This window comes from Mahella sp., from assembly GCF_020054945.1.
In the GTDB taxonomy this organism is placed as follows: Bacteria; Bacillota; Clostridia; order Mahellales; family Mahellaceae; genus Mahella.
In genome coordinates, this window is the sequence record NZ_JAIHAU010000001.1 from 53,903 (window position 1) to 66,640 (window position 12,738).

Consider the following 12,738-nt stretch of genomic DNA (forward strand, 5'->3'; position numbering starts at 1 on the left):
CTATATTAAACTGCGGTAGATGCCCTCTATTTTTTTTACCATGGTGCGTACATCGAAGTGTCCGTCTAAACGCCGGCGTGCTCTTAGCCCCATGTCGATCGCTTCCTTCTTATGCTCTATAAGGTATTCCAAGTACATAGCCAGCGTCCCGCTGTCGCCCGGCGGAAATAAAAGGCCGGTTCGGCCGTGATCTATTATCTCCGGCACGCCACCTACCGACGATGCTATAACAGGCTTTGCACAGGCCATGGCTTCCAACACCGATATGCCGAAACCCTCGGATAACGACGGCAGTACGAATACGTCAAGCCGTTGCATAAAAGCGTTTATATCACTGATATACCCTAAAAAACTGACCCTGTCGGCTATGTTCATTTCCCAGCACCAACGCTCGAGTTCCATACGCGACGGACCATCGCCCGCTATAACAAGTTTGGCGTTATTGTATTTATGCAGCAACATATAGAATGCTTCAAGCAGAACATCTATTCCTTTTTGGGGTATGAGCCTGGCCGCCGTACCTATAACAAAGCCTCCTTCCTTATGATATTCTCCGGTATCGATGTTGTCATAGTACCTGATGTTCACACCGTTATATACCACGGCTATCTTATCCTGCGATATACCGCATGAACAAAGGTATTCGGCTAGTGCATCGCTTACTGCTATTATCCTGGCCGTACGCGCCGCCAGCATTTTATATGAAGCCTTCATTATGCGGCCGTCCTTATATGGAAAGTTATGGATCGAGGCCACTATGGGTACGCCATGCAGTGAAACCGCCGCTATTTGCCATGGCCGTACGCCATGGACATGCACGATGCTCGGCTTGTAACGATGAAATACAGCATTTAGTTTTATGATGGAAAGTGTATCGTTCCATGGTCTTATGGCACTGGATATATCCAAAGGAAAGGTAATGACCTGTCTGGCTGCCAGCTCCTTCGCCAACGCACTGCCGCTCTCGCAGCCCACGCATATATTGTAGGCGTCTTTATCTATATGATCCACTAGCGACAGTATATGGCGTTTGATGCCGCCCTCTGCCCGTCGTACTACCGTCATCACCTCAGTGCTCATACGCGCTGTCACCGCCATATCGCCGTATTATCAATGCTATAAGAAAGGGGGCCACGTATATCATGGCCATAGCAGCGGCCACCACTCCGGAATCGTTGACTAAAAAAGCCACTATACTGGCCACTATAGCGGATTTAAAGCCATTTGCCAGCACAGGGTATTCATCCAGCACGTCCTTAAGCACGCCTACCGGCCGGTATATGAGGAACATCAATATAGCAAACGAGGCTATAAATGTCGGACTCCATATCGTATATCGTATAAGGTATATATTCCTGCTTATCTTTCTGGCCGCTATGCCAACCAAGGATATTATGCCTTGCTCACGTAATATATCGGCAGTCTGCCCTATATGCGATTGCATATCGACGCTGCGCAACGAATCCATGTAAAATACTGCAATCAGTATGACAATCAGCGAGCCTGCCACAGCCGCCGCAGAATTCAGGTTTATCCTGAAGCCCCACATCAGCATTAACACCATGCCGAATCCCATGAAGGCTGCTATAGAGCCGCCTACATTGGTGCCCATATTCGGGCTGATCAATATGTAAAACACGCCGGCATACAATATTGGCAGTATATAGATCCATATATGAAGGGTATACTTCTGTGCCAATGCCATAGTGCCTACTATGACGGATGCTATAAGCACGCCCATGAATTCGTTGCCTATCCCATAATAGCGGGAGCCGGCTATGACATCGTATCCCAGCGCCGAGCCTTGCATAAGCGACGCACTGTTGAACAGCATATCCAATATGATAGCGGCTGCTGTAACCAGACTGGATAATGCGATCCTTTCAATCCATCCTGACAACGATTTCATCGATATGTAGGTCATGGTGGATGTAACCGCTGCGAGGCCAATGACAGTCCACAATATATCATCCCGCTGCCACAATGACATCAGAAGAAATGCTATGGGCATAAACGTTATGCTGTATAAGAACGGGAGCGCATACGGCGACCATTCTTTTTTGAATTGGAGCATGGCAAAGGCCGTCAATAATACTATAAGCTGAAACCCTATAAACATTTGTATAAGCGTTGGCCGTTGCCGGTATATTGTCACGAGCTTATCATTAAAAGCTAAAAGCTGATCCGGCGTTTTATCCGTAGGTACGCTATCAACATTATGGCCGAGCATAGACGTGGGCGTTGGGATATCGAAGAATCTCAGTATGGTCGGCGCTATATCCAAATTGGTTATAACGCCGGCGCGCTTGGTGGTAGAGGATGTTGCCCATCCATGGCTGACGTCCTTACCGACTGCTATAAAAGGGGTGAGCGAATTGCTCTGGGCCAATGCTTTAGCCGACGGGTACGGCGTTATTATCATAATCATATCTTTATCAAGATCTATGCTGGCCGACAGGCGTCCTATAAATGCGTCGGCCTCCATAATAGCCTGATGGCGATATTTGGTCAGCATGGCGTCGGTGGTCGATTGTCTGAACTCATCGGCCCTGTATGTGTCGCCGGTTTGTATGAACAGCACGTCGCTTTGCTTGCTGAACCATTGGGTTTCATTCCATAGCTTTTGGTAATCGGTCTTAAGCGAATACGGGCGCTCCACATCGCGTACCAATACATTCTTGCTCACATCGCCCAGCGGCACCTTACCCTCTTCATCCATGATAAGCGATACAACGTTTCTGCTGTATACATCATCGGTGTCCTCATTGCCCAGTACCGCGGTTTTAATCCCGTATAAGCGCAATATGCGCCCCAATTCGCCTATGTATATGTCATGATCCTGATTTGCATTGTTTCTGATGAGCTGTGGCATGGACAGGTTTACAATCTGATCCCATTTCGTGCTGATACCGCTGGATTGTTTATACCTGTTTGCAGCTATTTCGCCATTATATAATTCGCTGGCGTTGAAGGCCAGATGAGAACCGCCGGCATATGTGGCCCTGACACCCGCTCCTATGGTGATATATGCGCTTTTGGGATTGCGGCTGCCTGCCACTTTTGTATTCATAAGCGCTATAGTGCCTTGATCGATCAGATGCATGATATTGGGCGGCTGTATAGCTATTAGGTCCTCCATAGCCACCCTGTCCAGCACGACTGCGTACACTTTGCCCTGTTGATCGGCGGCCTGCGCGGCGCCGTTCGGGGAAAAGCAACAGATGGCCACCATACATATGAGCAAAAAATATATCGCTTTTTGCCTATTGCATGTCATCTTAAATCAAGATACTCCTGCAAATGGTTCCTCATTTTTTCGGCCAAGTCTTTGTCATCGGTCTTTATCCTTATATTTTTGTTGTCGTATTCCATAGTATAGCCGTTAAAGCCCAAAGAGTTAAGGAAATCTTCCACTGCTTTGGCCTGATCTGCGTTCAACCCCATTTTATCGCCTATATAATCGGTGTTGATATATATCCTGTACCTCTCACCGGTCAGGCGCGTATCCACAGCTTCGCTGTCCCACATATCGCCTATGCGTATATTTTTTGGCATGGTTATCCTCCTTATGGTTTCAAAAACAGATATTAATTATGATGTCCAATATGAGCGGATTTATGATTCCATAGGCGAAAAACAGCGCTTGACAGTGTGACAAAAATACGATAGAATAAATATTGTCTTAGGGGAGTAGCTCAATTGGCAGAGTAGCGGTCTCCAAAACCGTTGGTTGCGGGTTCGATTCCTGCCTCCCCTGCCAAAAATATGTTGATTTTAAGCCTCGCAAGAGGCTTATATTTTTATCTCAACAATGTTGTTTTGTTATGTTCTATTATGCCACCGCCCACCACAACATCGCCCTGGTAGAATACTACCGCCTGTCCGGGCGTAACAGCTCGCTGAGACCTATCAAATACGACCTTTACTTTAGCGCTGTTATCTAGCGGGTATAAGGTAGCTTGTACCTCTTTAGCATTATATCGTATCTTGACGGTGACCTCCATTGGTTTATCCAGACGATCAAACGGGATAAAATTTAAATCGCCTGCTATCAAACTATCATCAAATACATCATCTTGTTCTCCCAGCACGATCACGTTATTGACTGCGTCTATATCTACAACATACATAGGTTTGCCCAGCGATAGGCCCAGCCCCTTGCGCTGGCCTATGGTATAAAAGGCTATGCCTTTATGCTTACCCAGTACATGGCCGGCGGTATCCACAAAGCAACCCTCTTTTATGGCATCCGGGCGTTGCTCTGCCAAAAATCGCCCGTAATCATCGTCCTCGACAAAGCATATCTCCTGGCTGTCAGGTTTATCGGCCACGGTTAACCCTATTTTCCGCGCTATTTCTCTAATTTCTGTTTTGTTGTAACTGCCCAGCGGCATAAGCGTATGTTCCAGTTGATATTGGGTAAGCGTATACAGGACATAGCTCTGATCTTTCTTATCATCGATCGAGCGTTTCAATATAAAGCGCCGGAGATGTTCGTCGTACTCTATTTTGGCATAATGGCCTGTTGCTACATAGTAAGCCCCTATAGCATGAGCCCGCCTCATAAGTTCTTCAAATTTTATATACCTGTTGCATACAAGGCAGGGATTGGGCGTGCGGCCTTTTGTATATTCATCGATAAAATAATCTATGACTTTTTGCCTGAATATATCCTTAAAATTCATCACATAGTAGGGTATATCCAGTGCCTGAGCCACGCGGCGCGCATCGTCCACCGCATGCAAAGAACAGCAGCCGCCTTCCAGCCGTTGCCGTTCGGGATCATCGTCCTGCCATACCTGCATGGTAACGCCTATAACATCAAACCCTTGCTGCTTGAGCAGATAAGCGGTAACGGAGCTATCCACTCCACCGCTCATGCCCACCACAACACGGCTTTTATCCATTTGCCGCCTCATCATCGGCGCATTCATGGTCATGCTCATGAGGTTTTGACATCTCATCCTCGGTTATGAGGCCCTTCTTGTGCTTGTAATCCTCGATAGCGGCACGCAACCCATCTTCAGCCAGCACAGAACAATGCATCTTTATAGCCGGAAGGCCGTCCAGCGCATCGGCCACGGTCTTATTGGTTATATCCAGCGCTTCATCCAACGTCTTGCCTTTTATCAGCTCGGTTGCCATGCTGCTCGTGGCTATGGCCGCCGCGCAGCCGAACGTCTGGAATTTGACATCTGTTATAACATCGCCATCAATCTTTATGAATATCTTCATTATATCGCCGCATCTCGGGTTGCCTACCTCGCCTACGCCATCAGCATCGGGTATTTCTCCTACATTGCGCGGATTTGTAAAATGATCCATAACCTTTTGACTATACATTTTTCAACGCCCCTTCTCTTTCTGCAAATAATGGTGACATCTGCCGCAACCTTTCCACTATATCCGGCAGTATCTCAATGACATAATCTACATCCTCTTCGGTATTATCGTCGCCAAGTGTAAGACGCAGAGAACCATGTGCTATTTCATGCGGCAGCCCTATGGCCAGTAGTACATGCGACGGGTCGAGCGAACCGGACGTACAAGCAGACCCGCTGGACGCCGCCACGCCCTTTAGATCCAGACTGAGCAGCATGGATTCGCCCTCTATAAATTCAAACGATAAATTAACATTGCCCGGCAGCCTTTCGGTAGGATGACCGTTCAAGCGTACAAAGGGTATTTTATCCATTATGCCTTTTATCAAGCGATCCCTTAGCTGAGTAAGGTGCTCCCGCCTTTGAGGTATAGTAGCCGTAGCCAGCTCTATGGCCCTGCCCAAGCCAACTATCCCTGGTACATTCTCAGTGGACGCGCGGCGGTTCCTTTCCTGAGCTCCGCCATGCATAAACTGATCTATTTTTACACCCTTCCTTATATATAAAGCGCCTATGCCTTTGGGTCCATAGAATTTGTGGCCCGAGAGCGACAACATATCCACATTTAATGACTTTACATCGATATCCATGCTTCCTATGGCCTGTACGGCGTCGGTGTGGAAGTAAACGCCACGTTGCCTGGCTATCCTGCCTATCTCAGCTATCGGTTCTATGGTGCCTATCTCGTTATTGGCCATCATTATGGATATAAGCACTGTTTTATCGGTTATAGTCTTGTACACATCATCGGGATCTACAAGCCCGTACTGATCGACCGGCAAATAAGTAACCTCAAAACCCAATTTCTCTAAATATTGGCACGTATGCAATACAGCATGGTGTTCTATGGCAGAGGTTATTATGTGGTTACCCCTTTTTTTACTGGCAAAGGCGGTACCTTTTATAGCCCAATTATCAGATTCAGTTCCGCCGGACGTAAAATAAATTTCTGACGGCTCGGCCCCTATAGCCGTAGCTACTTTCTCCCGCGCTGTTTCTATAGCTTCCTTGGCTTCGCGGCCATAGAAGTATATACTCGACGGATTACCGAATTTATCAGTGAAATACGGCAGCATTTCATCCATTACTTCAGGTTTTACATATGTTGTGGCCGCATGATCCATGTATATTTTTCTATCCATAAACCTATCTCCTGTTCGCTTATATATAATACATATAGCCTTTTTGGCCATTCATGCTATTATATTCATCTACCATATCCTGTAGTGTTATAGAATCCACTACCTGATTAATACTATCCCTTATTTTTTCCCATATTATTCGAGTGACACAATGATCGGCCTTTTCGCATGATACGGGTTCGTTTTCGATAACACAATCCACAGGGGCCAACGGACCTTCAAGCACTCTCATAACATCGCCAACTGTTATCTTATCCGGTGGATACGCTAAAATATAGCCTCCCTGCGCTCCTCTTACGCTCTTTACCAGACCGGCCTTGCGCAGACCGGCTATAAGCTGTTCCAGGTAAGGCTCGGATATGCCTTGACGCTCCGCCACATTCTTTAATGCTACAGGCTCTTCCCCATAATTCAGAGCCAGATCAAGCATGGCTGTAAGGCCATAGCGTCCTTTTGTCGATAATTTCACGTCTCTCACCTCCATATTTTAATAAAGCCTAGTTAATAGCTTGGAATTCTATATATAATAATAGCATTCCCAAGTATTATTGTCAACATGATTTGAAATGAAATATTATATGCTGCGGCCTACAACAGCAGCCAATGCCTTGAGATTCGCCATTAATTCTCCAAAGCGCTCGGGCAATATTGACTGAGGACCGTCGGACAAGGCGTGAGACGGGTCATTGTGCACTTCTATTATAAGACCGTCTGCTCCGGCCGCTATCACGCCCATAGACACAGAAGGTACCAATCGCCACAGCCCTGTGGCATGACTTGGATCCACTATTACGGGCAAGTGCGTCAATTCTTTTAATAGTGGTATGGCATTGAGATCCAGCGTATTTCGCGTAGCTGTCTCATATGTGCGTATGCCGCGCTCGCATAATACCACATTCGGATTGCCATTGTAAAGTATATATTCGGCCGCCATAAGCCATTCCTCTATAGTGGCCGATATACCGCGTTTTAATATAACCGGTTTTTTAGATGCTCCTATTTCCTGCAACAGGCGATAATTCTGCATATTTCTTGCGCCTATTTGAAGCATATCTGCATAACTGGCCACTAATTCGATATCGCGTGGATCGACTACTTCTGTCACCACTCTCAGACCGGTTTCCTGACCGGCTTGAGCCAATAATTTTAATCCGTCTTCACCAAGCCCCTGAAATGCGTATGGCGATGTCCGAGGCTTATATGCCCCACCGCGCAGCATATCGGCACCCGCTTTTTGCACAGCCAAGGCTATATCCATTATCTGCTGCTCACTTTCTACAGCGCAAGGACCAGCAATAGAGACAAGTTTGTCACCCCCTATCTTTACCCCGTTCACATCCACTACAGTATTGTCAGCTTTTAGTTCTCTGCTCACCAATTTATATGGCTTCATAATAGGCACTACAGTTTCTACCCCGGGCATATTCAAGAATACCTGTGGGTCGAAACCGGTTTTATCGCCTATGGCTCCTATTACGGTCTTAAATTCGCCGTATATAGGATGAGCCTGAAAACCAAAGGTTTTTATCTGCTCTTCCACGTACTTTATCTGTTCTTTGCCGGCATTAGGTTGCATTACTATTATCATCTTTATCTGCTCCTTTTCTATATAATAAAAAAACGCCCATCATCCCTATATAGGGACGAAGAGCGTTTTGCTTTCCGCGGTACCACCCATCTTAGTTTTATATATGAATATATAAAACCCTCTTTATCGCAGGCACTAACATGCCCTCTTACCTTTAACGGCGGAAGCTACCGGCACAGCCTATTGGTATCCACATGCGGACACGTTCAGCCTGCAGCTCCGAGGAGAACTTCGATATAACCACCTTCCTCGGGTTCTCACCTTATCCCGATTCTCTGTAAAAGCAAGGCAATACCTACTTTTCCTCATCTCAGCTTTTATAAACTTGTTTATATAATATATTACAATATGATCTATGCTGTTATTTTGCTATTGTATCCACTTCTTCTATCATTATTTTCCCGGCTTTTTTAATAGTCCCCTTTATCCTGGCTATATCATGAACCATTGTATCCATTTCTGCTCTCTTGAATTCATTGCTATCTTCTAAAGCTCTGGCTATCATATACGTCTCATCTTGGCGTTCTTTGAGAGCAGTTACTTCATCTTTCAAACCATTGACGCCCTGCTTAAGGTCAGCAATATCCTTTTGCATCTCGTCTTGACGCTGATTCAATATCTTGATGTCTTGCTTTAATCCGACGATATCTTTTTGCATCTCGTCTTGACGCTGATTCAATATCTTGACATCCTGCTTTAGACCACCGACGTCTTCTTTAAGACCGCTGACATCCTGCTTTAGACCACCGACGTCTTCTTTAAGACTGCTGACATCCTGCTTTAGACCATCGACGTCTTCTTTAAGACTGCTGACATCCTGCTTTAGACCGGTAACATCTTCTTGCAGATCATTTACATCTTCCTTTAATCCTCTCACATCGGTCTTAAGCTCATTTACATCGGCCTTAAGCCCGTTTATATCAGCCTTAAACCCGCTAACATCGGCTTTGAGGCCTCTGACGTCATCTTTTAACCCGTTGATATCCTGTTTTATGCCGCCTAATTCCTGTAGGATTAGATCCATCTTATCCATAAGCTTTACTCCGTTCAATGTTCATAGGATAATTATAGCATCACATGTTCGAAACATCAATAGCATTTTGGCAAAACGCAAGGCTCATATTGCCAATACCTGCGCGGGCAGCCACCCATGGGCATTTAGCTCTAAGAAGGAAGAAGGTTTTTCGGCCGGCTAAAAGAGAACCTTCCAATGATTCATAATTTCCCTGTCCTTTGGATATGACGAGGTCGGCTGTTTCTAATTCGCGTAAAAACTCCTGAGAACAAGCTTCCAATACAGTACCGAGATATTGATTGCCATTCTCTATAACATGAGCTATATTTGTCATACCCGTCATAACGGCATCTTCCATAGTGGCATCATTGAGTATAGGCCTTGATTTAACAGAATATACGATATCTGATACATAATGCGCCAATTGCTCCACCAGCAATTTATCGAATACTATCTCGCCGCTATTATCGCCTATGATCAGTATGCGGCGGGCATTGGATAAAATCTCTTTAAACTGCTTATAGTCGCTTATGGCAAAACCTGTGGATAATGCTTCGCTTATGCTCTCTTCAACGTTGAACTCCCTGAGTATGCCCATATCTATGATATTTCCGGCTGCAGCAATGCGGATAGCCATAAAAAGCGGGTCATCGGCTTTGGCGATGCGTTCTTTTAATTCCGGATATAATCGCATCGCCATGATGTTGGATTGCTCTTTAGCCTTTTTGAATGGATCTTCTATGCCCATCAACCTGTATGCTTCCAGTAAAACTATGGATGAATTTTCCGCAGGGCTCTTGCTATCATCGATAGATGGCAGTATTTTGGTCACTTCTTTTATAAGCCGACGCTGTTTCTCTTGATCCAGATCCGCCGCCATAAAAGCCGATATCACTTGCTTAAGATAACACGGCGTGCATTCAGCTACACACTCCATCAGCTTTCCACCTTAGCTTTCATCTGTTCTGATATGATATCGCGAGCACCGGCTAGAGCTTTGTCCAGCGCTTCGGCGTTTTTAGCTCCGGCCTGCCCCATGTCCGGCCGGCCGCCGCCGCTGCCGCCCAGCGCTGCTGCTATCATCTTGGCCAAATTGCCTGCGTGTACGCCGTGTTGTACTGCGGATTTAGTCGCACCTGCTACGATATTGACCTTGCCGTCGCAGACACCGGCCAGCACAGCTACGCCATCTTTTAGCCTGTCCTTTATATTATCCAGCATATTTCGCATAGACTGCATATCGACATTATCCGCCCTATATACTATAATGCGAGTATCGCCTATAGCGTCGGCCGAGGACATTATATCATCTATTGACACCGCCTTCTTATTTTTGGCATCCTGTACCTGCTGCTTGAGGTCCTTTATCTCTTTGAGCAGGGCCTCTATGCGAGACGGTGCGTCCTTAAGGGCGGTTTTTAAGGTGGCAGCTACAGCATCTAATAATTGTTGCTGCTGTTTGATATGTTCCAGCACTCCAAATCCCGTAATAGCCTCTATGCGGCGTACACCCGCAGCCACACCCGATTCGCTTATTATCTTAAAAAGCCCAGCCTGACCCGTGCGTTTCAGATGAGTACCTCCGCATAGCTCTTTGCTGTACGCATCTATAGATACTACGCGTACCTTATCGCCATATTTCTCATCGAACAATGCCATAGCACCTGTTTTTCTGGCCTCTTCTATAGCCATCTCTTCTATAGTTACCTCAAGGTCATCCAATATATGTTTATTAACCTCATATTCCACCCTATCCAGTTCTTGCCGGGTCATAGGAGCAAAATGCGAAAAGTCAAAGCGCAGCCTGTCGGGTGTTACCAATGAACCGGCTTGCTCTACATGCGTTCCGAGCATATCCCGCAAAGCTTTATGGAGCAGATGGGTTGCCGTGTGATTGCGGGCGGTAGCCATGCGACGTTCTTCATCTACTTTAGCATGTACCTTATCGCCCACTGCCAGACTGCCTTCAACTATGCGTCCCAGTTGAATTATACGCCCTCCGCTAGCCTTCTTGCAATCATAAACCTCTACACGAGCGCCGTTACTATAGAGCCAACCCGTATCGCCAACCTGGCCACCGCTCTGTGCATAAAAAGGCGTCCTATCCAATATAATCTCCGCTTGGTCGCCTTCTATTGCCACATTGCGCAATTCGCCGTCTACAACAATAGCGGATACGATGCCGTCATCTTCCAGTGTGTCATATCCGGTAAAAACAGAGGTTGCATCATCGGGCAACTGGGCGTATATATCCTCATCGCTGCCCATATAATTGGTCTGCTTACGCGCCGCCCTGGCACGCTCTTTTTGAGCCTGCATCTGCTTTTCAAAGCCGTCCGTATCTATTTTTATGCCGCGTTCGTTCAATATTTCCTGTGTAAGATCCAATGGGAAACCATAGGTGTCGTATAGCTTGAACGCATCTTCGCCGTTAAGCGTATCGATACCTTGCGCTCTCATGCGCTCTACGATCTCCTCCAGACGAAGCATGCCCTGATCCAGTGTTTGGTCAAAACGCTCTTCTTCCATATTTATAACGCGCAGTATGAAATCCCTGCGCTGAGCTAATTCCGGATATGCTTCTTTAAAGTGCTCTATAACCTGATCGGTTACCCTGTACAGAAAAGGATCGCGTATCCCGAGCAGGCGACCATGTCTTATTGCCCTGCGTATCAACCTGCGCATGACATAGCCGCGCCCTTCGTTTGACGGAAGTATGCCGTCTCCCGCCATAAATGTAGCGCTGCGGGCATGGTCGGTTATAACTCGGAGTGACATATCGTTTTTGTCATCGCTTCCGTAAGAGATACCGGCTATTTTAGCTACATAATCCAGAATCGCCCCTATGGTATCTATTTCGAATATTGAATCGACGCCCTGCATTATGACCGCCATGCGCTCCAATCCCATACCTGTATCTATATTCGGGTGCTCCAATTTGTCATATGTGCCGTCCTCATTGCGATAAAACTGCGTGAATACTAGATTCCAGAATTCCACAAATCTATCGCACTCACACCCGACGCCGCAATCGGGTTTGCCGCAGCCTTTATCCTCACCCCGATCGAAGTACAATTCCGAACATGGTCCGCATGGGCCTACACCTATTTCCCAGAAATTATCTTCCTTACCCATGCGCACTATGTGCTCCTCGGGCAGGCCGACATCATTATGCCATATATCAAAGGCTTCGTCGTCTTCTTCATATATGCTGACCCACAGCCTGTCCACAGGCAGGCCCAACACTTGCGTAACGAATTCCCATGCCCACGGTATAGCCTCTTTTTTAAAGTAATCGCCAAATGAGAAATTGCCCAGCATTTCAAAAAATGTGCCGTGACGTGCTGTTTTTCCCACGCGCTCTATGTCCGGAGTACGTATGCATTTCTGGCACGTGGTCACCCTCTTGCTCGGCGGCGTCTCTTGGCCGGTAAAATACGGTTTAAGCGGTGCCATGCCAGAATTTATCAGCAACAGGCTCTTGTCATTTTTTGGTATCAAGGAAAAACTAGGCAGTATCAAATGCCCTTTGCTTTCAAAAAAATGCAAGAATCTATCCCTTATATCGTCTACATTAAGCCTTTCCATTGTATCCTCCTGCGATGTTCATTT

The 12,738-nt window shown here is 46.4% G+C and carries 11 protein-coding genes, 1 tRNA gene and 1 other annotated feature; of the genes, 1 reads left to right on the top strand and 11 read right to left on the bottom strand.

The annotated features are described in order from the left end of the window. The 3 genes from JG770_RS00255 to JG770_RS00265 are packed head-to-tail and all read right to left on the bottom strand — an operon-like array spanning position 1 to position 3,555. Positions 1-1,080 carry a glycosyltransferase family 4 protein gene (locus JG770_RS00255; protein WP_291953715.1) on the bottom strand — a complete coding sequence of 360 codons (1,080 nt, stop codon included), beginning with the start codon at positions 1,078-1,080 and terminating at the stop codon, positions 1-3. Next, on the bottom strand, positions 1,070-3,277 hold the full coding sequence (locus JG770_RS00260) for a hypothetical protein (RefSeq protein WP_291953716.1): 2,208 nt from the start codon (positions 3,275-3,277) through the stop codon (positions 1,070-1,072). The genes JG770_RS00255 and JG770_RS00260 overlap by 11 nt, the downstream gene beginning before the upstream one ends. Next, complete coding sequence (locus JG770_RS00265; RefSeq protein WP_291953718.1) at positions 3,274-3,555, bottom strand: hypothetical protein; 282 nt, start codon at positions 3,553-3,555, stop codon at positions 3,274-3,276. Before JG770_RS00265 ends, JG770_RS00260 begins: the two co-directional genes overlap by 4 nt. 129 nt (positions 3,556-3,684) lie before the next feature. Between JG770_RS00265 and JG770_RS00270 the strand changes: the two genes are divergently transcribed. Next, a tRNA-Trp gene (locus JG770_RS00270) sits at positions 3,685-3,760 on the top strand. A gap of 40 nt (positions 3,761-3,800) precedes the next feature. Here JG770_RS00270 and mnmA read toward each other — a convergent pair. From mnmA to alaS, 8 genes are all read right to left on the bottom strand, one after another. After that, positions 3,801-4,907, bottom strand: coding sequence for a tRNA 2-thiouridine(34) synthase MnmA (mnmA, locus tag JG770_RS00275; RefSeq protein ID WP_291953720.1), 1,107 nt, complete (start codon positions 4,905-4,907; stop codon positions 3,801-3,803). After that, positions 4,900-5,343 (bottom strand): Fe-S cluster assembly scaffold protein NifU, encoded by a 444-nt coding sequence (nifU, locus tag JG770_RS00280; protein ID WP_291953722.1) that lies wholly within the window; start codon positions 5,341-5,343, stop codon positions 4,900-4,902. The genes mnmA and nifU overlap by 8 nt, the downstream gene beginning before the upstream one ends. Further along, a complete protein-coding gene (gene nifS, locus JG770_RS00285) occupies positions 5,336-6,523 on the bottom strand; it encodes a cysteine desulfurase NifS (RefSeq protein ID WP_291953724.1) in 1,188 nt (395 codons plus the stop codon). Before nifS ends, nifU begins: the two co-directional genes overlap by 8 nt. A 19-nt stretch (positions 6,524-6,542) precedes the next feature. Beyond that, entirely contained in the window at positions 6,543-6,992 is a 450-nt protein-coding gene (locus JG770_RS00290; protein WP_291953726.1) for an Rrf2 family transcriptional regulator, read from the bottom strand. Between the two features lie 105 nt (positions 6,993-7,097). Then, a complete protein-coding gene (aroF, locus tag JG770_RS00295) occupies positions 7,098-8,111 on the bottom strand; it encodes a 3-deoxy-7-phosphoheptulonate synthase (protein WP_291953728.1) in 1,014 nt (337 codons plus the stop codon). 48 nt (positions 8,112-8,159) lie between these two features. Continuing rightward, positions 8,160-8,432: a binding site (T-box leader), on the bottom strand. A 40-nt stretch (positions 8,433-8,472) separates the two neighbouring features. Next, a complete protein-coding gene (locus JG770_RS00300) occupies positions 8,473-9,144 on the bottom strand; it encodes a hypothetical protein (RefSeq protein WP_291953730.1) in 672 nt (223 codons plus the stop codon). A gap of 40 nt (positions 9,145-9,184) precedes the next feature. Continuing rightward, positions 9,185-10,063, bottom strand: a complete 879-nt coding sequence (locus JG770_RS00305) for an ARMT1-like domain-containing protein (RefSeq protein WP_291953732.1) — start codon at positions 10,061-10,063, stop codon at positions 9,185-9,187. Continuing rightward, a complete protein-coding gene (gene alaS / locus JG770_RS00310; protein ID WP_291953734.1) occupies positions 10,063-12,714 on the bottom strand; it encodes an alanine--tRNA ligase in 2,652 nt (883 codons plus the stop codon). Before alaS ends, JG770_RS00305 begins: the two co-directional genes overlap by 1 nt. Between the last annotated feature and the right edge of the window lie 24 nt (positions 12,715-12,738).